This window comes from Flintibacter sp. SJQ-8, assembly GCF_054108085.1.
Genome location: NZ_JBPJWR010000011.1, coordinates 150,938 through 173,688, shown reverse-complemented (window position 1 = coordinate 173,688; position 22,751 = coordinate 150,938). Strand labels below are relative to the sequence as shown.

16 protein-coding genes and 3 pseudogenes are annotated in these 22,751 nt (G+C 62.0%); 10 read left to right on the top strand and 9 right to left on the bottom strand.

Annotation, left to right across the window (positions count from 1 at the left end; genetic code table 11):
- Positions 1–50: 50 nt before the first annotated feature.
- From ACSAMP_RS08980 to ACSAMP_RS08960, 5 genes and pseudogenes are all read right to left on the bottom strand, one after another.
- Complete coding sequence (locus ACSAMP_RS08980; RefSeq protein ID WP_457800225.1) at positions 51–1,229, bottom strand: amidohydrolase; 1,179 nt, start codon at positions 1,227–1,229, stop codon at positions 51–53.
- Between the two features lie 243 nt (positions 1,230–1,472).
- Positions 1,473–1,850: an Asp23/Gls24 family envelope stress response protein gene (locus ACSAMP_RS08975; protein WP_457800224.1), complete on the bottom strand. Its 378-nt coding sequence runs from the start codon at positions 1,848–1,850 to the stop codon at positions 1,473–1,475.
- A 123-nt stretch (positions 1,851–1,973) separates the two neighbouring features.
- Positions 1,974–2,231 carry a heavy-metal-associated domain-containing protein gene (locus ACSAMP_RS08970; RefSeq protein ID WP_457800223.1) on the bottom strand — a complete coding sequence of 86 codons (258 nt, stop codon included), beginning with the start codon at positions 2,229–2,231 and terminating at the stop codon, positions 1,974–1,976.
- Between the two features lie 113 nt (positions 2,232–2,344).
- A pseudogene (locus tag ACSAMP_RS08965) lies at positions 2,345–4,853 on the bottom strand (heavy metal translocating P-type ATPase).
- Positions 4,854–5,124: 271 nt separating this feature from the next.
- Positions 5,125–5,436, bottom strand: a complete 312-nt coding sequence (locus ACSAMP_RS08960) for a metal-sensing transcriptional repressor (RefSeq protein ID WP_441797033.1) — start codon at positions 5,434–5,436, stop codon at positions 5,125–5,127.
- 276 nt (positions 5,437–5,712) lie between these two features.
- On the opposite strand from ACSAMP_RS08960, the gene ACSAMP_RS08955 reads away from it, so the two are divergent.
- Positions 5,713–6,393, top strand: coding sequence for a TIGR00266 family protein (locus tag ACSAMP_RS08955; protein WP_457800222.1), 681 nt, complete (start codon positions 5,713–5,715; stop codon positions 6,391–6,393).
- A gap of 4 nt (positions 6,394–6,397) precedes the next feature.
- Positions 6,398–7,305, top strand: a pseudogene (locus tag ACSAMP_RS08950) (LysR family transcriptional regulator).
- A 55-nt stretch (positions 7,306–7,360) separates the two neighbouring features.
- Here ACSAMP_RS08950 and ACSAMP_RS08945 read toward each other — a convergent pair.
- Together ACSAMP_RS08945 and ACSAMP_RS08940 are read right to left on the bottom strand one after the other, a co-directional pair.
- Complete coding sequence (locus ACSAMP_RS08945; protein ID WP_457800221.1) at positions 7,361–7,762, bottom strand: DUF4363 family protein; 402 nt, start codon at positions 7,760–7,762, stop codon at positions 7,361–7,363.
- Positions 7,759–8,439 (bottom strand): DUF421 domain-containing protein, encoded by a 681-nt coding sequence (locus tag ACSAMP_RS08940; RefSeq protein WP_457800220.1) that lies wholly within the window; start codon positions 8,437–8,439, stop codon positions 7,759–7,761. Before ACSAMP_RS08940 ends, ACSAMP_RS08945 begins: the two co-directional genes overlap by 4 nt.
- Before the next feature lie 251 nt (positions 8,440–8,690).
- Here ACSAMP_RS08940 and ACSAMP_RS08935 point away from each other — a divergent pair, with 251 nt between their 5' ends.
- The 4 genes and pseudogenes from ACSAMP_RS08935 (at position 8,691) to ACSAMP_RS08920 (ending at position 13,630) form a co-directional block, all read left to right on the top strand.
- Complete coding sequence (locus ACSAMP_RS08935; protein ID WP_441797037.1) at positions 8,691–9,773, top strand: carbamoyl phosphate synthase small subunit; 1,083 nt, start codon at positions 8,691–8,693, stop codon at positions 9,771–9,773.
- A pseudogene (carB, locus tag ACSAMP_RS08930) lies at positions 9,773–12,983 on the top strand (carbamoyl-phosphate synthase large subunit). Before ACSAMP_RS08935 ends, carB begins: the two are co-directional and overlap by 1 nt.
- 120 nt (positions 12,984–13,103) lie before the next feature.
- Positions 13,104–13,325: a hypothetical protein gene (locus tag ACSAMP_RS08925; RefSeq protein ID WP_457800219.1), complete on the top strand. Its 222-nt coding sequence runs from the start codon at positions 13,104–13,106 to the stop codon at positions 13,323–13,325.
- Positions 13,322–13,630 (top strand): immunoglobulin-like domain-containing protein, encoded by a 309-nt coding sequence (locus tag ACSAMP_RS08920; RefSeq protein ID WP_457800218.1) that lies wholly within the window; start codon positions 13,322–13,324, stop codon positions 13,628–13,630. The genes ACSAMP_RS08925 and ACSAMP_RS08920 overlap by 4 nt, the downstream gene beginning before the upstream one ends.
- 57 nt (positions 13,631–13,687) lie before the next feature.
- Here the strand turns inward: ACSAMP_RS08920 and ACSAMP_RS08915 are convergent, their stop codons facing one another.
- Positions 13,688–13,810: a hypothetical protein gene (locus ACSAMP_RS08915; RefSeq protein WP_255654140.1), complete on the bottom strand. Its 123-nt coding sequence runs from the start codon at positions 13,808–13,810 to the stop codon at positions 13,688–13,690.
- Positions 13,811–13,952: 142 nt separating this feature from the next.
- Here ACSAMP_RS08915 and guaA point away from each other — a divergent pair, with 142 nt between their 5' ends.
- From guaA to ACSAMP_RS08895, 4 genes are all read left to right on the top strand, one after another.
- Positions 13,953–15,494 carry a glutamine-hydrolyzing GMP synthase gene (gene guaA, locus ACSAMP_RS08910; protein ID WP_457800217.1) on the top strand — a complete coding sequence of 514 codons (1,542 nt, stop codon included), beginning with the start codon at positions 13,953–13,955 and terminating at the stop codon, positions 15,492–15,494.
- A gap of 226 nt (positions 15,495–15,720) precedes the next feature.
- Positions 15,721–16,080, top strand: coding sequence for a BlaI/MecI/CopY family transcriptional regulator (locus tag ACSAMP_RS08905; protein WP_457800216.1), 360 nt, complete (start codon positions 15,721–15,723; stop codon positions 16,078–16,080).
- Between the two features lie 10 nt (positions 16,081–16,090).
- Positions 16,091–17,470, top strand: coding sequence for a M56 family metallopeptidase (locus ACSAMP_RS08900; RefSeq protein ID WP_457800215.1), 1,380 nt, complete (start codon positions 16,091–16,093; stop codon positions 17,468–17,470).
- Positions 17,467–19,023: a cellulase family glycosylhydrolase gene (locus ACSAMP_RS08895; RefSeq protein ID WP_457800214.1), complete on the top strand. Its 1,557-nt coding sequence runs from the start codon at positions 17,467–17,469 to the stop codon at positions 19,021–19,023. Before ACSAMP_RS08900 ends, ACSAMP_RS08895 begins: the two co-directional genes overlap by 4 nt.
- Positions 19,024–19,103: 80 nt before the next feature.
- Here the strand turns inward: ACSAMP_RS08895 and nifJ are convergent, their stop codons facing one another.
- Positions 19,104–22,736 carry a pyruvate:ferredoxin (flavodoxin) oxidoreductase gene (gene nifJ / locus ACSAMP_RS08890; protein WP_441796423.1) on the bottom strand — a complete coding sequence of 1,211 codons (3,633 nt, stop codon included), beginning with the start codon at positions 22,734–22,736 and terminating at the stop codon, positions 19,104–19,106.
- Positions 22,737–22,751 lie beyond the last annotated feature (15 nt).

The window sequence follows — 22,751 nt, the reverse complement described above, 5'->3', positions numbered from 1 at the left end:
GCACTCCTTTTTTGTTTACACAACACAAATGCTTCTCATACCAACCAGGATCAGGGGTTCAGCTTTTTCTCCTTCTGGGCCAGATAAGACTTCTGCGCCGCGTCCCGGAACTCCTCGTCGGTGAGGGCCCGCAGGACCAGAGAGCCCAGCAGCTTGGCCCCGTCGGCAATGGCCTGGTGGGCGGGCTCCTTGATGGTCTCCTCCCGGAATTCCGGTGTGTGCAGGGCATAGAACGTCTCGCCGATGGTCAGCAGGGGCTGGATGGCGGGGCAGTGATAGCTCACGTTGCCCACGTCGGAGGAGCCGTTGGGAATTCTCACCGGCTCGCTGGCCCGGCCCATCTCGTGGAGCAGATCCTCCACCGCATCCTCCAGCACGGGCACCCGGACCATGTCGGCAAAGTCCTCCGTCCCCTTGGAGAAGCTGACGGTGCAGTCCAGAGCCATGGCCGCGCCCTTGGCGCACTTTTCGATGATCTCGTCCACCTGCTCCAGCTTGGCCATGGAGTCGGTGCGGAACTCGATGCGCACCACCGCCCGGTCTGGCAGGATGCTGGGCTGAAGACCGCTCTCCTTAAAGACGCTGTTCACGTGGACATCGGGGGTGAAGCACTCCCGGCGGGCGTCGATCAGGTCGATGAACTTGCGGGCGGCGGCCAGGGCGCTGTGCCCCTTCCAGGGGCCCGCCACCGCGTGGGCGCTGACGCCCTTGAACTCCACCAGATAGCACCGCAGGCTGAGCACGTCCATGTCAGAGATGCTGGCCGGACCGCTCCAGCTGTGGATCATGGTGGCCAGGGACAGCCCGTCGAAAGCGCCCTTGGCGGCCATACCGATCTTGGCGCCGTTCTCCTCCTCTGCGGGGGTGCCAAAGGCATACACCGTCCCCTGGAACTGGTCCTTGGCCTCGGCCAGGGCCAGGGCGGCCAGCACGGCCATGGCGCAGTGGGCGTTATGTCCGCAGGCGTGGCCCAGCTCGGGCAGGGCGTCATACTCGATCAAAAGGGCCGCCGAGGGGCCCTCGCCGTTTTTCAGCACCGCGCGGAAGCCGGTGGGATAGCCCATATAGGGGTACTCCACTTCATAGCCCGCCGCCTTCAGCATGTCCACGACTTTTTGGCTGCTGCGGAATTCCTGGTCGGGAAGTTCCGGGTGAGCATACAGGTCATCGCTGAGTTCAACCGCCTGCTGCCAATGCTTTTCAATGGCGGAAACCAACTGTTTGTTCACAGAGCATTACTCCTTCGCCGTTTTTAAACACAGAATTCGTACTTGTCAGCCGACGGCCCCGACGCCGCCGGCCCCTGTCGTTTACAGCACTATAATAGCACGTCACGTGGTGAAAGTAAAGCGCAATTTCACTTTTTTACGCATCAAGGCGATTTGACCCGCTGTTTTTTTAGCGAACATAGACAAGGGGCCCGCTCGATCAAAGCGGACCCCTTGCGTTTTGTGATTCGATTTTCTGCGCTGTTACGCGTCCTTGGGCGGGAACACGATGCCGCCCACGTTCACGTTGATGGAGGAGACCTCCAGCCCGGTCATAGACTCGATGGCGGCCTTCACCCCATCCTGGATGGCCTTGCCCACCTGGGGGATGGTGTGTCCATAGACGATGAGCACGGACAGCTCCACCTCCACCTTGTCCTCCTCGGTCTTGACCCGCACGCCCTTGGCCAGGTTCTTCTTGCCCAGCAGCTCGGCGATGTCGCTGCCCAGGTTGGCGGCCAGACTGCTCACGCCGTCTACCTCCAGCGCGGCGGCGGCGGCGATGCCGGCCAGGACCTCCTCAGAGATATGGATATTCCCCAGCTCATCGCAGCGGGAAACATATTCCTTGTTTTCACTCATGCTTGCCACACTCCTTGTGCGCCTGTTTGGCGGCGCAGTAATGGATATGGTCTATTTTAGCACACTTTTCTCCCGTTGACAACTGCGGCGGGCAAAAACTTTCCCGCCGGGCTTATTTGCCGCTCATTTGCCGAAGGAGAAGAACCCCTTCTTCTCATAGGGCTCGCTGGTCACCGACAGCACCTGATAGCCCGTGGCCTCCACGGCCTTCTTCAGGGCCTCCTGGTCCAGCTCCTCGGGGCTGATGACCACCGTCTCCCCCTTGCCGTGGGAGGAGGTCACCTTCTTCACCTTGGGGAATTCCCGGCGGACGGCGTCGTTCACATGGGCCTCGCACATGCCGCACATCATACCTTCTACTTTCATGGTCGTCTTAAACATGGTCGTTTCCTCCTGAATCATATTATAATGTATCTTTGTTTCCTTGCCCCGCCGTTCAGGACAGCGCCGCGCCCGGCGGCGGGGCTGGTTTCACACGTATTTGCGCACTCCGATCAGTGCTTGATGGCCTTCACCTGATAGCCCTGTTCCTCCACGGCCTGCTTCATGGTCTCGTCGTCCACGGGGGCGTTCAGGGTGACGATGGCCGTGCCCGCCTTGTGGCTCACCTGGGCGGAAGTGATCTGAGGCAGGGCCTCCAGGGCGGTGCGCACCCGGTTTTCGCAGTGCTCACACATCATGCCTTTGATACGCAGGGTGCAGGTCTGGCCGTCCCCTTTCTCGCTCTGGGCGGCCTGCTGGGCGGGGCCGTCCTTGCCGTACAGCTTGCAGAAGTTCAGCCGCAGGGCGTTGGACACCACGCAGAAGCTGGACAGGCTCATGGCCGCCGCGCCGAACATGGGGTTCAGGGTCAGTCCCAGGGGGACGAACACCCCGGCGGCCAGGGGGATGCCGATGACGTTATAGATGAAGGCCCAGAACAGGTTCTCCCGGATGTTCCGCAGGGTGGACCGGCTGAGGCGGATGGCGGCGGGCACGTCGGCCAGGGTGCTCTTCATCAGCACCACGTCGGCGGCGTCGATGGCCACGTCGGCCCCCGCGCCGATGGCGATGCCCACGTCCGCCCGGGTGAGGGCCGGGGCGTCGTTCACGCCGTCGCCCACCATAGCCACAGGACCGCGCTGCTGTAAGGCACGGATGGTCTCCTCTTTCCCGCCAGGGAGCACCCCGGCAATGACCTCGTCCACCCCCGCCTGGGCCCCGATGGCCTGGGCGGTGCGCTCGTTGTCGCCGGTGAGCATGACCACGTGGACACCCATCTCCCGCAGCTGGGCCACCGCCCGGGGGCTGTCCGGCTTGATGGCGTCGGCCACGGCGATCATGCCCAGCAGGGCCCCGTCACGAGCAAAGAGCAGGGGCGTCTTGCCCCCGCGGGCCAGGTCCTCCGCCTGCCGCTGAGTCTCAGCAGAGACGTCCGTCTGCTCCGACAGGAACCGCAGGCTGCCGCCCACCAGAGTCTGGCCGCCCAGCTTGGCGGTCAGGCCGTTGCCGGGCAGGGCGGTAAAGTCCTCCGTCTCCGCCGGGGTGCGGCCCTCCTCCTGGCCCTTTGCCAGGATGGCCCGGGCCAGGGGGTGCTCGCTGCGGGCCTCCAGGGCCAGGGCGGCGTCCATCAGCTGATCCTCTGTCACGCCGGGGGCGGGTAGAACGTCCGTCACCTGGGGCTGGCCGGAGGTGATGGTCCCCGTCTTATCCAGGGCCACCACCTTGATTTTCCCCGCCTGCTCCAGGGAGACGGCGGTCTTGAACAGGATGCCGTTTCTGGCACCCAGGCCGCTGCCCACCATGATGGCCACGGGGGTGGCCAGACCCAGGGCGCAGGGGCAGCTGATGACCAGGACCGAGATGCCCCGGGCCAGGGCAAAGCTGAAGCTCTGGCCCAAAAACAGCCACACGGCGGTGGTGATCACGGCGATGGTGATGACCGTGGGCACGAAGACCCCGGCCACTTTATCCGCGATCTTGGCGATGGGGGCCTTGGTGGCCGCCGCGTCCCCCACCATTTTGATGATCTGGGACAGGGTGGTGTCCTCCCCCACCCGCAAGGCCCGGCAGCGGAGATAGCCCGACTGGTTGATGGTGGCGGCGGACACCTGGTCCCCGGGGGCCTTGTCCACGGGGATGCTCTCGCCGGTGAGGGCCGACTCGTTCACCGCGCTGGCCCCCTCCTCCACCACGCCGTCCACGGGGATGCTCTCCCCCGGCTTCACCACGAACAGGTCCCCGGCCTTCACCTGCTCCACGGGAACAGTGACCTCCTGGCCCTCCCGCAGCAGCACAGCCGTTTTGGGGGCCAGGCGCATCAGGCCCTTCAGGGCGTCGGTGGTCTTGCCCTTAGACCGGGCCTCCAGCATCTTGCCCACGGTGATCAGGGTGAGGATCATGGCGGCGGACTCGAAATAAAACTCGTCCATCAGCTCCATCACCCGGTCCATGTTGCCGTGGAGCTGGGCGTCGGTCATAAGAAACAGGGCGGCCACGCTCCACACAAAGGCGGCGGTGGAGCCCAGGGCCACCAGGGTGTCCATGTTGGGGGCTCTGCGCCACAGGCTTTGATAGCCGCTGATGAAGAACTTCTGGTTGATGACCATGATGATGCCCGCCAGCAGCAGCTGGACCGAGACCCATGGCCACGTGGTTCCCGTCGAACCAGTGGGGCAGGGGCCAGCCCCACATCATGTGCCCCATGGAGAAGTACATCAGCACCAACAGAAAGACGATGGATGCCGCCAGCCGCCGCTTCAACTTGGGGGTCTCGTGGTCGGCCAGGGCGTCCTCCTGGGCGGCGGGAGAGGCGCTCTGTCCCGCTCCCTTCACGCTGGCCCCATAGCCCGCCGCCTGCACCGCGGCCACGATGGCCTCCGGCGCAGCGGTGCCCTCCACCCCCATGGAGTTGGTGAGCAGACTCACCGAGCAGGCGGTGACGCCCGGGACCTTGGACACCGCCTTTTCCACCCGGGCCGAGCAGGCGGCACAGCTCATCCCGGTCACATTATATTGTTCCATGCTACTCCTTCTTTTCTGTGGGTATCCTACTTGTCATTCCGAGGAGCGCAGCGACGTGGGGATCCGTAACCCTCGTCCCTTGGCCCCCTTGTGAAAGGGGGCTGTCAGCGAAGCTGACTGAGGGATTCCGTTTTCAGAACAGCTTCCCTGTGGTCGGAATCCCTCCGTCACGGGCTGCGCCCGTGCCACCTCCCTTTCACAAGGGAGGCTGCTGGACGCAAGAACGGATCGCCGCGTCGGCCCTTTGGGCCTCCTCGCAATGACAGGTCGCTTATCGCATTAGCTTTTGTATCGTCGTCACCAGCTCATCGATCACCTCGTCCTTCCCCTCCCGGATGTCCCGCGCCACGCAGGTGCGGATGTGGCTGGCCAGCAGTTCCTTATTAAAGGCGTTGATGGCGGCGTTCACCGCCGCCGACTGGATCAGGATGTCGTTGCAATAGGCGTCCTGCTCCACCATGGCCTGGATGCCCCGGATCTGTCCCTCCAGCCGCTTGAGCCGGTTGACCAGCTTTTTCTTCTGCTCCTCTGCCCGCTGGGTGGTCTTGGCCCCACAGCAGCAGCCCTTTTTTTCTTCGCTCATATTCCCTCCAAATACCCCTGTCGGGTATCCGTATCATATACCCCCCCAAGGTATTTGTCAAGACGTTTTTTAAGACTATCTTAATTTTTCATGCTTTTCCCATTCTATTCATTGCGCCCGGTGAAAAAAGGCGGTACACTGATAGCAGCAAAGCATTTACGGTAGGGGCCGCTGTCCCCAGCGGCCCGCTGTTTCCCGGACAGTCATCGCGAGGGCCGATGAGGACATCGGCCCCTACGGGTCATTTCCATATAAACAGAGAAAGGAAGCGATACTATGACATATGAACTGAAGGGCGGGGCTTTCCCCGTGGTGGTCTGCCAGCTGGCCGACGGGGAGAAGATGGTGACGGAGAAGGGCTCTATGGTGTGGATGTCCCCCAACATGGAGATGAGCACCTCCGGCGGCGGCCTGGGCAAGATGTTCTCCAAGGCCTTCTCCGGCGAGAGCATGTTCCAGAACATCTACACCGCCCACGGCGCGGGCATGATCGCCTTCGGCTCCAGCTTCCCCGGGCGCATCCTGCCCCTGACCATCCAGCCCGGCCGGGAGGTCATCCTACAGAAGGCGGCCTTTCTGGCCGCGGAGACCGGGGTGAACCTGTCCGTCCACTTTAATAAGAAGATGGGGAGCGGCTTCTTCGGCGGCGAGGGCTTTATCATGCAGCGCCTGTCCGGCTCCGGCATGGCCTTTGCCGAGGTGGACGGCGAGCTGGTGGAGTATACCCTGGGTCCCGGCCAGCAGATGGTGGTGGACACGGGCAACGTGCTGGGTTTTGAGGGCGGCGTGTCCATCGACATCCAGCAGGTGAAGGGGCTGAAGAACAAGCTGCTGGGGGGCGAGGGCTTCTTCAACACCGTGCTCACCGGCCCGGGCAAGATCTGGCTGCAGACCATGCCCATCTCCGGCGTGGCCAGCGCCCTGATCCCCTATATCCCCACCGGCGGCAACAACTGATCCCATGACGCTGCAACAACTGAAATATGTCACCGCCGTGGCCGAGACGGGCACCATCAGCGGCGCGGCCCAGGCCCGCTTTCTCTCCCAGCCCAGTCTCACTGCCGCCATCCATGACCTAGAGCAGGAGCTGAACATCACCATCTTCAGCCGGACCAACCGGGGCGTGGCCCTCACCCCCCGCGGGGGACGAGTTTTTGGGCTATGCCCGCCAGGTGCTGGAGCAGACCGACCTGATTGAAGAGCGCTACACCGGTTCCGCCCCCCGGCGACACCGGTTCAGCGTGTCCACCCAGCACTTATTCCTTCGCGGTGGAGGCCTTTGTGGACCTGCTGCAAGAGCACGGCGGGCCGGAGTATGACTTCTGCATCCGGGAGACCAAGACCTATGAGATCATCGAGGACGTGGCCCGGCTGCGCAGCGAAGTTGGCGTGCTCTATCTCAACGCCTTCAACACCCCGGTGCTCACCCGGGTCATCCGGGAGCACGAGCTGGAGTTCCACTCCCTGTTCACCGCCCGCCCCCACGTGTTCGTCAGCAAGACCAATCCCCTGGCCAGCCGCCCGTCCATCACCCTGGACGACCTGGCCCCCTATCCCCGGCTGTCCTATGAGCAGGGGGAGCACAACGCCTTCTACTTCTCCGAGGAGATCTTGAGCACCCTGGAGTACGCCAAGGAGATCATGGTCAGCGACCGGGCCACCCTGTTCAACCTGCTCATCGGCCTGGACGGCTATACCATTTGCAGCGGCGTCATCAACAGCACCCTGAACGGCCCTAACATCGTGGCCGTGCCCCTGGACGTGGACGACCACATAGAGATCGGCTATCTCCTCCACAAGCGCACCGTCCCCAGCCGCTTCGCCCTGTCCTATATCGAAGCCCTCCGCCGCCACACTGTGGGGGACTGATCTATGCGCAACAGCCCGGACGCCGGTTTACTCCAGCGTCCGGGCCGTCTTGTCTTCACAGCACATTCACCAGCGTGGCCTGCTCCATCTCGGCCAACAGCTCCAGCTGGGCCATCAGGTCGGCGTTGGCGGCGGCGTATTGGTCCAGCTCCTCCAGCTTCAGATACTCCAGCACCGCCCGAAAGGCCCGCAATATCTGGTCGGTGTCCGAGTGGCGCAGCACGGCGTGGAGGTAAAAGTGGTGCCCGTTCCAGTTGTCATAGGCCCCCTGGGTCAGCTTCGCCGCCTCCTCCCACCGGTCCGCCCGGGCCAGGCGCTGGGCCTGCTCCAGAGGGCTGGTGATCGTTTCGGTGAGCCTTTGGGCGTACCAGGCGTTGCCCAGGCTGCACCCCAGCAGGAAGATCAGCAGGGCCAGGGCGGCGGCCAGCTGCTTGATCTCTGTCCCGCTCCCCTTCACGGCTCCCCCTCCCTCTCCACAACGTAAGGCGGGTCGCTGCCGTTGGACAGCAGGAGGAAAACGCTGTCCGTTCCGGCGCAGCCCACGCTTTTTAGCTGCTTGTTCAGCCAATTCCTGTCCCGGCCCAGAGCCCGCAGGTTGCCCTCCAAAATCTCTCCGTCGCTCACCAGCACCCGGGGCGGGTCGGTCTCCGCCACAAAGAGGGCCATCTGCTGGGCAGTGGGCGGCTTTTGGGCGGCATAGGGCAGGACAGACAGCTGGCCGTTGGTCTCTAAAATGGCATAGCGGATGGCGGCGGGGTCGGCGTAGCCCTTGCACCGCAGCTCCTCCAGCAGCTCGTCCACCGTCAGCCGGTTCCGGCGCATCTCCCCCACGTCCAGCTTTCCATTGCGGATGACCATGCTGGGCCGCCCGCAGAGCAGGGCCCGCAGCCGCCGACTCTTCATGGTTCCCACGGACAGCACCATGGTCAGCGCCAGCAGGGTGAGGATGGGAGCCACCCCGGTGAGCAGGGGGATGCCATAGTCCTGCATGGGCACGGAGGCCAGGTCAGCGATGATAAGGGACAGCACCAGCTCCGAAGGCTCCAGCTCCCCCACCTGGCGCTTGCCCATCAGCCGTACCCCGGCGATGATGACGAGATAGAGGATGCCCGCCCGCACCACTCCGGTAAACATGGCCCCGCCCCCCCTTTGCAAAAGCCGGATGCCCGGGGCTGGTTTCCCCCTCCCGGCGTGTGTTTTCAGCATTCCCGCCTGAAGAAAAAATATTCCTTAAGTTTTCCCGGAAAAAGCGTGAAAAATATACAGAAAAAAATCCTCCCGGCATCTTGCAAAAAGCCCCGTTTTCCGATACAATAATTTGAAACCTTTTGTGTTGACGTAGATGTGACCACAAAGAACTGGAACGGAAGGCGTGTGAGATATTGATGAAAGCGACCTTGATCCTGGCCAACGGGAGCATTTTCTCCGGGACCAGCATCGGCGGCACCTCCGACCGGGTGTGCGAGATGGTGTTCAACACCGCAATGACCGGCTATCAGGAGATCTTGACCGATCCCTCTTACGCGGGGCAGGGCATCGTGATGTCCTATCCCCTGATCGGCAATTATGGCGTGAATCACGAGGACAACGAGTCTGGCCGCCCCTGGGCGGAGGCCTTTGTCGTGCGGCACCTGTCCCCCCGGGGCAGCAATTTCCGCTGCGAGGGCACCCTGGACGACTATTTGAAGAAGCATGATATCACCGGCATCGAGGGCATCGACACCCGGGCGTTAACGAAAATACTCCGCAGTCAGGGGAGCATGAATGGCATGGTCACCTGTGCGGAGCATTTTAATGTTGCGGAGGCCCTGGAGAAGATCCGGGCCTTCCGGGTGGAGGGCACCGTGGAGCGGGTCTCCCGCAAACAGCCTGAGGACTGCCCCGCCTATGGCGAGGAGAAGTACCGGGTGGCCATGATGGACTTCGGCGTGAAGCAGAACATGATCGAGTGCCTGCGCCGCCGGGGCTGCCACGTCACCGTGTTCCCCGCTCTCACCCCCGCCGAGACGGTGCTGGCCGGGCATTTCGACGGCGTGATGCTGTCCAACGGCCCCGGCGACCCCGCCGACAACGTGTCCATCATCGCCGAGGTGAAGAAGCTGTATGACAGCAACGTGCCCATGTTCGCCGTCTGCCTGGGCCACCAGATCCTGGCCCTGGCCACCGGCGCCAAGACGGGCCGCCTGGACTATGGCCACCGGGGCGGCAACCACCCCGTGCGGGACCTGGAGGCCGGCCGGGTGTTCATCACCAGCCAGAACCACGGCTATATGGTCCTGTCTGACAGCGTGGACCCCAACGTGGCCACCGTCTCCCACGTGAACGTGAACGACGGCACCTGCGAGGGCCTGCGCTATAAGCGCCCCAACTGCTTTACCACCCAGTTCCACCCGGAGGCCAGCCCCGGTCCCCAGGACACGGAATATCTGTTCGACCGCTTTATCGCGTCTATGGGAGGTGACCAGTAATGCCTAAGAATCCGAATATCAAAAAGGTCCTGGTCCTGGGCTCCGGCCCCATCGTCATCGGCCAGGCCGCCGAGTTTGACTATGCCGGCACCCAGGCCTGCCGCGCCCTGAAGGAAGAGGGCATCGAGGTGGTCCTGGTCAACTCTAACCCCGCCACCATCATGACGGACAAGGACATTGCCGACCACGTGTATATCGAGCCGCTGAATATCCCCTCTGTGACCCAGGTCATCGAGATGGAGCGGCCCGACTCCATCCTGCCCACCCTGGGCGGCCAGACCGGCCTGAACCTGGCCATGGCCCTCCACGAGAACGGCACCCTGGCCAAATACGGCGTGAAGCTGCTGGGCACCAGCCCCGAGTCCATCCGTAAGGCCGAGGACCGCCAGGGCTTTAAGGACTGCATGGAGGAGATCGGCCAGCCCTGCGTCACCTCTAAGGTGGTGGAGAGCGTGGAGGACGCCGTGGATTTCGCCAATGAGATCGGCTATCCCGTCATCGTCCGCCCCGCCTATACCCTGGGCGGCACTGGCGGCGGCATCGCCTATGACGAGCTGTCCCTACGGGAGATCTCTGACCGCGGCATCAACCTGTCCCGCGTGGGCCAGGTGCTCATCGAGCGCTGCATCGCCGGTTGGAAAGAGATCGAGTTCGAGGTCATGCGCGACTCCGCCGGAAACGTCATCCAGGTCTGCTCCATGGAGAACATCGACCCCGTGGGCGTCCACACAGGCGACTCCATCGTGGTGGCCCCCACCCAGACTCTGGCCAACAAAGAGTTCCAGATGCTGCGCAGCGCGGCCCTGAACATCATCTCCGCCCTGGAGATCGAGGGCGGCTGCAACTGCCAGTTCGCCCTGAACCCCGAGTCCTATGAGTACGCGGTCATCGAGGTCAACCCCCGTGTGTCCCGCTCCTCCGCCCTGGCCTCTAAGGCCACCGGCTATCCCATCGCCAAGGTGGCCGCCAAGATCGCCCTGGGCTATACCCTGGACGAGATCCCCAACGCCGTCACCGGCAAGACCACCGCCTGCTTCGAGCCCACCCTGGACTACTGCGTGCTGAAGATCCCCCGCCTGCCCTTCGACAAGTTCACCACCGCCAGCCGCACCCTGGGCACCCAGATGAAGGCCACCGGCGAGGTCATGGCCATCGCCAACTCCTTCGAGGGCGCGCTGATGAAGGCCATCCGCTCCCTGGAGCTGAACGTCCGCGCCCTGAAGCTGGACAAGCTGGAGGGCCTGTACACCGACGAGATCGAGGACATGCTGGTCAACGTCACCGACGAGCGCCTGTTCGTAGTGGCCGAGGCTCTGCGCCGTGGCTTCTCCCCCCAGAAGATCAACCACATCACCAAGATGGACATCTGGTTCCTGGACGGTTTCAAGCGCATCATCGACATGGAGGAGGAGCTGAAGCAGTGCAAGGGCGCCCCCGGTGCCGACCTGCTGAAGCGGGCCAAGGAGATGTGCTTTGCCGACAGCTATATCGGCGCTCTGTGCGGCATGAAGCAGGCCGAGGTAAAGGCCCTGCGGGAAAAGTATGGCATCATCCCCTCCTTCAAGATGGTGGACACCTGCGCCGCCGAGTTCGACGCCGAGACCCCCTATTACTACTCCACCTACGACGGGGAGAACGAGGCCATCCAGGCCGACTCCGGCAAGCGGAAGGTCCTGGTCCTGGGCTCCGGCCCCATCCGCATCGGCCAGGGCATCGAGTTTGACTATTGTTCCGTCCACTCCGTGTGGGCCCTGAAGCGCCTGGGCTGCGAGACCATCATCGTCAACAACAACCCCGAGACCGTGTCCACCGACTTTGACGTGGCCGACAAGCTGTATTTCGAGCCCCTCACTGCCGAGGACGTGCAGAACATCGTGGAGCAGGAGAAGCCCTGGGGCGCTGTGGTCCAGTTCGGCGGCCAGACGGCCATCAAGCTGGCCAAGGCCCTCACCGAGATGGGCGTGCAGATTCTGGGCACCTCCTCCGACGGCGTGGACGCCGCCGAGGACCGGGAGCGCTTCGACGAAATTCTCCAGAAGTGCGGCATCCCCCGGGCCAAGGGCCGCACCATCTTCACCGTGGAGGAGGCTCTGGCCGCCGCCCACGAGCTGGGCTACCCCGTGCTGGTCCGTCCCTCCTACGTGCTGGGCGGCCAGGGCATGGAGATCGCCTACTCTGACCGGAACATCGAGGAGTTCATGCGCATCATCAACCTGACCGTACAGGAGCACCCCATCCTCATCGACAAGTATCTGATGGGCCGGGAGCTGGAAGTGGACGGCGTGTTCGATGGCGAGGACATCCTGATCCCCGGCATCATGGAGCATGTGGAGCGGGCCGGCGTCCACTCCGGCGACTCCATCGCCGTCTATCCTCCCCTGCACCTGGAGCAGAAGCACCGGGATCTGATCCTTCAGCACACCCGGAACATGGCCAAGCACCTGGGGGTCATCGGCCTCATCAACGCCCAGTATATCCTCTATAACGACGACATCTATGTCATCGAGGTCAACCCCCGCTCCTCCCGCACCATCCCCTATATCTCCAAGGTCACCGGCGTGCCCATCATCGACCTGGCGACGAAAGTCATGCTGGGTCAGAAGCTGAAAGACCTGGACTACGGCACCGGTATCTATAAGGAGGCCAACTACTACGCCGTCAAGGCCCCCGTCTTCTCCTTCGAGAAGCTCACTGACGTGGACACCGGCCTTGGCCCTGAAATGAAATCCACCGGCGAGGTGCTGGGCATTGCCAAGACCTTCTCCCAGGCCCTGCTGAAGGCCTTTAAGGGCTCCGGTCTGCGCGCCCCCAAGCGGGGCGGCCGCATCATCCTCACCGTGAAGGACGAGGACAAGCGGGAGATCGTCTCCATCGCCCGGGGCTTTGAGGAGATGGGCATCGAGCTCTTCGCCACCTCCGGCACCTGCGACGCCCTGAACGAGGCGGGTGTGGAGTGCAAACGGGTCAACCGCGTGTCTTCAGGCCCACCCCAACATCCTGGATATGATCGCCTCCGGCACGGTGGACCTGATCATCAACACCCCCACCAAGGGCCGCAAGCACGACACCGACGGCTTCCGCATCCGCCGCTCCGCTGTGGAGCACGGCGTGGGCTGCGTCACCGCCATCGACACCGCCCGTGCCCTGCTCACCGTCCGGCAGCAGAGCCGCTCCGAGGACCTGGAGCCCATCGACATCACCAAGATCTAAAGACCCAACCAAAAACTCCCCGGCGCTTGTCAAAAAGCGCCGGGGAGCTTGAAGCACCCGGAACCTTTTGTCTCTCTCCCCGTCTAATATAAGAGAAAGGACAAAAAGGAGGTCATTATTATGAAGCGGTTTTTCCTTACATGGTGGAAGCTGCTGTCTGTGCTCTCCCTGGGTGCCGTTATCTTGGGGGCAGCCATCTGGCGCACCACCCGGCCTGTCGTTCTGGACCCCGAAGCGCTCACCCTGTCCCAACTGCCTCCCTCCTGCCCCGGCACCCAGCTCCGGCTGGAATTGTCCCCCGCCGCATCAGCACTGCCACATTCTTCAACGGCAGCGATTTGACATTTTATCACGGGGACCCGCCGGACTACTGCGGCGTTGAGGTGCAGCTGGACGGTCAGTGGTACGATGTGCCCTGCCGGGACTTTGTCACTGCCGGCACAGGAATGACGATCGCTCCCGGAGAGCAGTATGCCTTTACACCGTACATGGAGCCCTATGGAACATTGCCCGATGGTCATTACCGGCTGTGCTTCGGCTATTGGCAGGATGATGGCTCCGGTCCGCTGCAGGACGAGCTGTTTTTTGTCTCTGCTGTCCCGTTCGACATTCAGCGTGGACGTTATGTCTCCGCTGAACTGCCCTGAAAAACAAAAAACCCACACCCTTCGGTGTGGTTTCTTGCGTGGGTTTTTGATTTTGCGTTACCGCTCGCTGGCCACGGTCTTTTGATTCTCATAGATCAGGTCCTCCAGGTCGGCCAAGCTGCTCCAGTTGGTTCCGTTCATATCTTCAACCTCCTTTCTCTCTTGTTCTGCCCCTATCATACGCTTTTGGGCGGAGGAAAACAAGCAGAAAAAGGTTAATAAATTGTTAAATAATTGTGTCCTTCTCCCCTGTTTTGCAGCACAATATGCAAAAAAGGTGCAGAAGGGCGAAAATATCACGAAAAGAAGGGATCGTGCCAGTATGTCTCACCAGACTGTCATCGTTCTGGACTTCGGCGGCCAGTATAACCAGCTCATCGCCCGCCGGGTCCGTGAGTGCAGCGTTTACTGCGAGGTCAAGCCCTATACCACTCCCCTGGCCGAGCTGAAGGCCATGGACCCCATCGGCATTATCTTCACCGGCGGCCCCAACTCCGTCTATCTGGAGACCTCCCCCCACGTGGACCCCGAGATCTTCACCTGGGGCGTGCCCATCCTGGGCATCTGCTACGGCTGCCAACTCATCGCCCACACCCTGGGCGGTCAGGTGACCGAGGCCCAGGACGACTCCGCCCGGGAGTACGGCAAGACGCCGACCTATTACAACACCGACTGCAAGCTCTTCAAGGGTCTGCCCGCCGAGGGCGTGTCCTGGATGAGCCACGGCGACTATATGGCCAAGGTGCCCGAGGGCTTCGCTCTGGTGGCCCACTCCGACGCCTGCCCCAACGTGGCCATCGCCGACGAGAAGCGGGGCTTCTACGGTGTGCAGTATCACCCCGAGGTCAACCACACCGAAAACGGCGTGAAGATGATCCGCAACTTCCTGTATGAGGTCTGCGGGGCCAAGGGCGACTGGACCATGGGCGACTATAAGAACACCGCCATCGCCGCCGTGCGGGAGAAGGTGGGCTCCGGCAAGGTCCTGTTGGCCCTGTCCGGCGGCGTGGACTCCTCCGTGGTGGCCGCCCTCCTGGCCGAGGCCGTGGGCAATCAGCTCACCTGCGTCTTTGTGGACCACGGTCTCATGCGCCTGAACGAGGGCGACGAGGTGGAGGCCGCCTTTGCCAAGTGGGACATCAACTTTGTCCGCGTGGACGCCGAGGCCCGCTTCCTGGGCAAGCTGGCCGGGGTCACCGAGCCCGAGCGCAAACGCAAGATCATCGGCGAGGAGTTCATCCGGGTCTTCGAGGAGGAGTCCAAGAAGATCGGCAAGGTGGACTTCCTGGCCCAGGGCACCATCTACCCCGACGTCATCGAGTCCGGCGCAGGCAACGCCGCCACCATCAAGAGCCACCACAACGTGGGCGGTCTGCCCGACTATGTGGACTTTAAGGAGATCATCGAGCCCCTGCGCCTGCTGTTCAAGGACGAGGTCCGCCAGCTGGGCCGCGAACTGGGCCTGCCCGAGTATCTGGTCTCCCGCCAGCCCTTCCCCGGCCCCGGCCTGGCCATCCGCATCATCGGCGACATCACCAAGGACAAGGCGGACACCCTGCGTCTGGCCGACTTCATCTTCCGGGACGAGATCGCCAAGGCCGGTGAGGATAAGAATCTGAACCAGTATTTCGCCGTCCTGACCAACACCCGCTCCGTGGGCGTCATGGGCGATGGCCGGACCTATGACTACACCCTGGCCCTCCGCGCCGTCACCACCAGCGACTTCATGACCGCCGACTGGGCCCGCATTCCCTACGACGTCCTGGACAAGATCTCCACCAGAATCGTAAACGAGGTCCAGGGGATCAACAGAATTTGCTACGACGTGACTTCCAAGCCCCCGGCGACCATTGAGTGGGAATAATTCTGAGGCTAAAATAAGCCCATAAATACTGAACTTTATTCACAAGAAAAGAGCTATCTGATTTCAAATGAAGTCAGGTAGCTCTTTTCTATTCAATGAATTCTTCGTCTGCGAGGTACTCAACAAAAGCATTATTTTAAGACGCCAGTAGTATTGACATCGTCATAAGACTGCGGTATTATATACGTGTAGCTACTACCAGAGTCTTATAGACGGAGGTTTATGCATGGACATCAAATTGTTTGATTCTGAACTGAAGGTGATGGACGTTCTCTGGCACGAGGGAGATGCCCCTGCCAAGGACATTGCCAAGCATCTGACAAAGGAACTGGGCTGGAATGTGAACACGACCTATACCCTCATCAAGCGCTGCATCAAGAAAGGCGCGATAGAGCGCAGCGAGCCGGGATTTATGTGTCACGCTTTGATCCCTAAGTCAGCGGTCCAGGAGGCGGAAACAAATGAACTGATCGACAAAGTCTATGACGGCTCTGCCGACAAGCTGTTTGCAGCGCTTCTCGGCAGGAAAAAACTTTCCGCAGAACAAATTGAAAAGCTAAAACAGATCGTCGGCGACCTGGAATGAGGTGCGCGGCATGAGCTTGTTGCAAATGAGTGTGTCCGGGGCCGTGCTGATCTTCGTCATTACAGTCATCCGCGCTTTGGCAATGGACCGCGTGCCAAAGAAAACGTTTCTCCTGCTTTGGTATGCTGCGTTGGCGCGCCTGCTGATACCGTTTTCTCTGCCCTCCAGCATAAGCATCTATTCTTTATTGGGCCGAAAAACTTCACCACTGACAGCGGACACAGTATTTCCTGCCTTTACAACAGGGCAGGCTATCTCTGCCGTGCCGCAGCCCGCTTCTTCCGCAAGCATAACGATCTCGGTATGGGGCGTCGTTTGGGCGGTGGGCATGGTCCTCTGCGCGGCTGTGTTCGCCGTGGCCTACTGGAAATGCTATCAGGAATTTCAAATGTCCCTGCCGCTGGAAAATGAGGTATCCCGGCGGTGGCTCCAGGCACACCCGCTGCGGCGCAGGATCTCTATCCGGCAGACTGACCGCATCTCTTCCCCGCTTACGTTCGGCATATTTCGCCCGGTCATTTTGATGCCCAAAAGAATGGACTGGGAAGATGAAACAGGGCTGCAACATATTTTAGAACACGAATTTGTTCATATCCGCCGTTTCGATGTCATTTTTAAACTTTTGCTGCTCGCCGCAGTCTGTGTGCATTGGTTCGATCCGCTGGTATGGGTGATGTACGTCCTCGCAAACAGAGATATCGAGTTATCCTGCGATGAAACCGTTGTCCACCATTTTGGCAGCGGGACGAGAGCCTCTTATGCGAAAGTTCTGATCCGTATGGAGGAAACACGGAGCGGTTTTGCCCCTCTCTGCAATCATTTCAGCAAAAACGCGATGGAAGAAAGGATCACAGCCATTATGAAAACGAGAAAAATCACGGTCATCTCCCTGCTTCTGGCGGCGGCGCTTGTCGTCGGGACGGTGACGGTCTTTGCCACCTCCGCCAACTTGGAAGCGAATATGAACGACGTTGAAACTGAGGTAGATTCGGTTTCCCTTATGTCCTATGTAGATCCAGACGACGGCAAGACCTATTACAGCTTCGACGAGGGCACGACCTTCGAGCCGCTGACAGACGAGGAATTCGAAGCCCGCTTCCCCACGCCCAACGTCCAGTGGTGGACGTATGATGAGTACAAGGCGTGGCTCGCGGACGAAAAGGTGCAGCTCCAAAGCCTCCTTGGCGAGACTGACCGGGTCAACGGTCACAAATTCACCTGGACCCAGGAGGAGATCGACAAGACCATCGCCATGTACGAGGACGTTCTGGCAGACATCAAAAGGGGCGTCATGTACTCCAGATCCGTGGACGGCCAGGACCAGCTGATCATGAGCTACGACCCCGCCGACATCAGTACTTCGACGGATACAGAGGTGACCCGCCCATGAAACGAAACCTGAATATTTTCCTCCTGCTCTTTCTTCTGCTGCTCTGTCTCCCCGCAACGATAGCGGCGGCGTTTTCCGACGTGAAGAGCTCAGACTGGTTTGCCGCCGACGTGGGGGATATGACCGCCGAGGGGCTAATCTGCGGCTATCCCGACGGCACTTTCCGCCCCGGGCGCACCATCACCGCGGCGGAGTTCGTCTCCATCGTGGGGCGGTGCGGCGGGCTGGAACCAGCGGCCTCGTCCTCCTCCCACTGGGCCGCCGGGACCATGCAGGCGGCGCTGGAGGCGGGGTGGTATGACTGGGACGAGCTGCCCCCCACAGGGGAAAAATATGACCTTCCCCTCCCCCGCCAGCTGGCGGTGAATATCCTCATGCGCGCCCTGCTGCCCGACAAGACCGGCGACTATGTCACGGAGTCGGCAAAAATGGCGGACTTTTCCGCGCTGGACGGGCGGTACTACAACAAGGTCCTGGCGGCCTACAGCTGCGGCGTGGTGGCAGGAGACGACCAGGGCCGTTTTAACCCCAAAAGCGGCCTGACCCGGGCCGAGGCCTGCACCATCATCCGCCGCGCCCAGGTCCTCTCCGGCCAGGAAACACCGGCTCTGCCCGATAAACCCGCAGTCTCGCCCGCGCCCACGCCCACGGTCAAAACGGGCGGCGGCGTGTCTGAGCACGGAAAACTCCACGTGCAGGGGACGCAGCTCTGCGACGAGCACGGCGCGGCGGTGGAGCTGCACGGCATGAGCAGCCACGGCATCCAGTGGTTCCCCCAGTACACCACGAAACAGGCCATCGCCAACACGGCCGCTTACGGCGCAAACCTCTTCCGCGTCGCCATGTACACAGGCGAGGGCGGCTACCTCTCCAGCCCGGCTCAGATCAAGAAAGCGGCCTATGCCGCCATGGACGCCGCCATCGAAAACGACATGTATGTCATCATCGACTGGCACATCCTGTCCGACGGCGACCCCCTCACTCATCTGAAGGAGGCCCAGGCGTTCTTCCAGGAGGTCTCCGCCCAGTACGCCGATAGCCCGGCGGTACTCTATGAGATCTGCAACGAGCCCAACGGCGGCGTCACCTGGAAGAACAACATCAAGCCCTATGCCCAGGCGCTGGTGAAGACCATCCGCTCCAACGCCCCGGACAGCATCATTCTGATCGGCTCCGGGACCTGGAGCCAGGACCTTCAGGACCCGGCGGCGGACCCCGTTGTGGGGACCAACCTGATGTACACCTGTCACTTCTACGCGGGCACCCACGGAGCCTGGCTGCGCCAGCGCATCGCCGACGCCCAGAAGCGCGGGCTGGCGGTGTTCGTCAGCGAGTGGGGCGCCAGCCGGGCCGACGGCAGCGGCGGCGTGTTCACCCAGGAGAGCGAGACCTGGCTGAACTTCCTCCACCAAAACGGCATCAGCTGGGCCAGCTGGTCCCTCTGCGACAAAAACGAGACCTCCGCCGCCCTGAAACCGGGCACCCCAACTAATCGCCCCTGGACAGACAACGACCTGACCCCCTCCGGGAAATTCGTCTTTTCGCATTTTTGAATGGCGGACATTGTAAAAGCCCCCGCCGGGAACCAACTGGTTCCCAGCGGGGGCTTGCTTTACATTTACTGCGGCAGGAATTACTCCTCGCCGTACATCTTGACCAGGCGGGTCAGCTTGTCGTAGCGCTTCTTGGCGGTCTCCTCGTTCAGGGCGAAGAGCTCCTTGGCGCGCTCGGGGAAGGAACGGGTCAGGCTGGAGTAGCGGGCCTCGTTCATCAGGAACTCCTGATAGCCGCCGGCGGGAGCCTTGGAATCCAGGGTGAAGGGGTTCTTGCCCTGGGCCTTCAGCTCGGGGTTGAAGCGGAACAGGTTCCAATAGCCGCAGTCCACAGCCTTCTTCATCTCGGCCTGGCAGTTGGCCATGCCGCCCTTGATGGAGTGCATCTCGCAGGGGGCGTAGCCGATGACCAGAGAGGGACCGTGATAGGCCTCGGCCTCGGCAATGGCCTTCAGGGTCTGGTTGGGGTTGGCGCCCATGGACACCTGGGCCACATACACATAGCCATAGGTCATGGCGATCTCGGCCAGAGACTTCTTGGGCATCACCTTACCGGCGGCGGCGAACTGAGCCACCTGGCCGATGTTGGAGGCCTTAGAGGCCTGTCCGCCGGTGTTGGAGTACACCTCGGTGTCGAAGACGAAGATGTTCACGTCCTCGCCGGAGGCCAGCACGTGGTCCACACCGCCGAAGCCGATGTCATAGGCCCAGCCGTCGCCGCCGAAGATCCACACGGACTTCTTGGCCAGATACTCCTTCTCGTCCAGGATATCCTTGACCAGCTTGCAGGCGTCGCAGTCGCAGAACTTCTCGCCCTTGGCCTTCAGCTCGGCGGCGTGATCCTTCATCTGAGGCACGGCGGCCAGCTCGTCCACGGTGGCGATGCCCTGCTCCAGAGCGGCCACATACTCCTTGGCGGCCTTCTGATTGGCGGTGCCGTCGTCCATGGTATCCAGCCACTTCTGAGCGGCCTCCTTCAGGGCGGGCTGAGTCCACTCCACGGCGATCAGAGCGCGGGTCTTGGCAGCCAGGCGGTCACGGATGGACTTCTGGCCCAGATACAGGCCCAGACCGTGCTCGGCGTTATCCTCGAACAGGGAGTTGGCCCAGGCGGGACCGTGGCCCTCGGCGTTGGTGGCATAGGGAGAGGTAGCAGCGGGGCCGCCCCAGATGGAGGAACAGCCGGTGGCGTTGGACACATACATCCGGTCGCCGAACAGCTGGGTGATGAGACGGGCATAAGCGGTCTCGGCGCAGCCGGCGCAGGAGCCGGAGAACTCCAGCAGAGGCTTCTTGAACTGGCTGCCCTTCACGGTCAGGTCGGCCACGTCCTCCTTCACGGTGACGTTCTCCACCATGTAGTTGAACACGTCCTGCTGAGCCAGCTCCTCCTCCTGGTTGACCATGGTCAGAGCCTTGGTGGGGCAGATGTTGGCGCAGACGGTGCAGCCCATACAATCCAGGGGGCTGATGGCCATGCTGTACTTGTAAACGCCCTTGCCCTTACCGGCCTTCACGTCCACGATCTTGGCGGCGGCGGGAGCCTTGGCGGCCTCCTCCTCGGTCAGAGCGAAGGGACGGATGGTGGCGTGGGGGCAGACATAGGCGCACTGGTTGCACTGGATACACTTGGCGGAATCCCAGGTGGGCACGGACACGGCCACGCCGCGCTTCTCATAGGCGGCAGCGCCCAGCTCGAAGGTGCCGTCGGCGTGATCCACAAAGGCGGACACGGGCAGGCTGTCGCCGTCCATGCGGTCCACGGGCTCCAGGATGCTCTCCACCATCTTCACCAGCTTGGCGGGGCCGGACAGCTTGCTCTCCTTGGGCTCGTCCACGGCGTTCTTCCAGTCGGCGGGCACGTCGTACTTCTTAAAGGCGGTGGCGCCGGCATCGATGGCCTTGTGGTTCATGTCCACGATGTCCTGGCCCTTCTTCAGGTAGGAGTGGGTGGCGGCATCCTTCATGTACTGGATGGCCTCCGCCTCGGGCATGACCTTGGCCAGGGCGAAGAAGGCGGACTGCAGGATGGTGTTGGTGCGCTTGCCCATGCCGATCTCACGGGCCAGGTCGATGGCGTTGATGGTATACAGCTGGATGTTGTTCTCGGCGATATACCGCTTGGCGTTGGCGGACAGGTGGTGGGCCACCTCCTCGTCAGACCACTGGCAGTTGATCATGAACACGCCGCCGGGCTTGACGTCGCGGACCATGGGGAAGTCCTTGGTCACGTAAGAGGGGTTGTGGCAGGCCACAAAGTCGGCCTTGTTGATGTAATAGGGGCTGCGGATGGGCTTGTCGCCAAAGCGCAGGTGGCTGATGGTCACGCCGCCGGTCTTCTTGGAGTCATACTGGAAGTAGGCCTGCACGTACTTGTCGGTGTGGTCGCCGATGATCTTGATGGAGTTCTTGTTGGCGCCCACGGTGCCGTCGCCGCCCAGACCCCAGAACTTGCACTCGATGGTGCCCTCGGCGGCGGTGTTGGCGGAGGTCTTCTCCTCCAGGGAGGAGCCGGTCACGTCGTCCACGATGCCGATGGTGAAGTGGTCCTTGGGCTTGTCCTGGGCCAGGTTGTCATACACGGCGAACACGCTGCGGGGCGGGGTGTCCTTGGAGCCCAGACCGTAACGGCCGCCCACGACCACCTTGTCGGTGATCCCGGCGCCGGCCAGAGCGGTGATCACGTCCATGTACAGGGGATCTCCCAGAGCGCCGGGCTCCTTGGTGCGGTCCAGCACGGCGATCTTCTTGGCGGTGTCGGGGATGGCGGCCACCAGCTTGTCGGCGCGGAAGGGCCGATACAGGCGGACCTTGATCAGGCCGACCTTCTGGCCGTTGGCGTTCAGATAGTCAATGACCTCCTCAGCCACGTCGCAGATGGAGCCCATGGCGATGATGACGCGGTCAGCGTCGGGGGCGCCATAGTAGTTGAACAGCTTATAGTCGGTGCCCAGCTTGGCGTTGACCTTGTCCATGTACTCCTCCACGATCTCGGGCAGAGCGTCGTAGTAGGTGTTGCTGGCCTCGCGGTGCTGGAAGAAGACGTCGCCGTTCTCGTGAGAGCCGCGCATGGTGGGGTGCTCAGGGTTCAGGGCGCGCTTGCGGAAGTCCTCCACAGACTTCATGTCCACCATCTCAGCCAGATCCTTATAGTCCCAGATGGCGACCTTCTGAATCTCGTGAGAGGTGCGGAAGCCGTCGAAGAAGTTGATAAAGGGAACGCGGCCCTTGATGGCGGCCAGGTGGGCCACGGGGGACAGGTCCATGACCTCCTGCACGTTGCCCTCGGCCAGCATGGCAAAGCCGGTCTGGCGGCAGGCCATCACGTCGGAGTGGTCGCCGAAAATGTTCAGGGAGTGGGTGGCCACGGTACGGGCGGACACATGGAACACGGCGGGCAGCAGCTCACCGGCGATCTTGTACATGTTGGGGATCATCAGCAGCAGGCCCTGAGAGGCGGTGTAGGTGGTGGTCAGGGCGCCGGCGTTCAGAGAGCCGTGAACGGTACCGGCAGCACCGGCCTCAGACTGCATCTCGATGACCTTAACGGTGGTGCCGAAGATGTTCTTCTGGCCCTGGGCGGCCCACTGGTCCACATAGTCGGCCATGGGGCTGGACGGCGTGATGGGGTAGATGCCCGCCACCTCGGTGAAGGCGTAGCTGACATATGCCGCGGCGTTGTTGCCGTCCATGGTTTTGAATTTTCTTGCCATAGAGTTCCCTACTTT

Coding starts and splice junctions, on each gene's coding strand:
- ACSAMP_RS08975 (WP_457800224.1), bottom strand. CDS start 1,850: ATGAGTGAAAACAAGGAATATGTTTCCCGCTGCGATGAGCTGGGGAAT.
- ACSAMP_RS08970 (WP_457800223.1), bottom strand. CDS start 2,231: ATGTTTAAGACGACCATGAAAGTAGAAGGTATGATGTGCGGCATGTGC.
- ACSAMP_RS08960 (WP_441797033.1), bottom strand. CDS start 5,436: ATGAGCGAAGAAAAAAAGGGCTGCTGCTGTGGGGCCAAGACCACCCAG.
- ACSAMP_RS08955 (WP_457800222.1), top strand. CDS start 5,713: ATGACATATGAACTGAAGGGCGGGGCTTTCCCCGTGGTGGTCTGCCAG.
- ACSAMP_RS08940 (WP_457800220.1), bottom strand. CDS start 8,439: ATGTTTACCGGAGTGGTGCGGGCGGGCATCCTCTATCTCGTCATCATC.
- ACSAMP_RS08935 (WP_441797037.1), top strand. CDS start 8,691: ATGAAAGCGACCTTGATCCTGGCCAACGGGAGCATTTTCTCCGGGACC.
- ACSAMP_RS08925 (WP_457800219.1), top strand. CDS start 13,104: ATGAAGCGGTTTTTCCTTACATGGTGGAAGCTGCTGTCTGTGCTCTCC.
- ACSAMP_RS08915 (WP_255654140.1), bottom strand. CDS start 13,810: ATGATAGGGGCAGAACAAGAGAGAAAGGAGGTTGAAGATATGAACGGA.
- guaA (WP_457800217.1), top strand. CDS start 13,953: ATGTCTCACCAGACTGTCATCGTTCTGGACTTCGGCGGCCAGTATAAC.
- ACSAMP_RS08905 (WP_457800216.1), top strand. CDS start 15,721: ATGGACATCAAATTGTTTGATTCTGAACTGAAGGTGATGGACGTTCTC.
- ACSAMP_RS08900 (WP_457800215.1), top strand. CDS start 16,091: ATGAGCTTGTTGCAAATGAGTGTGTCCGGGGCCGTGCTGATCTTCGTC.
- ACSAMP_RS08895 (WP_457800214.1), top strand. CDS start 17,467: ATGAAACGAAACCTGAATATTTTCCTCCTGCTCTTTCTTCTGCTGCTC.
- nifJ (WP_441796423.1), bottom strand. CDS start 22,736: ATGGCAAGAAAATTCAAAACCATGGACGGCAACAACGCCGCGGCATAT.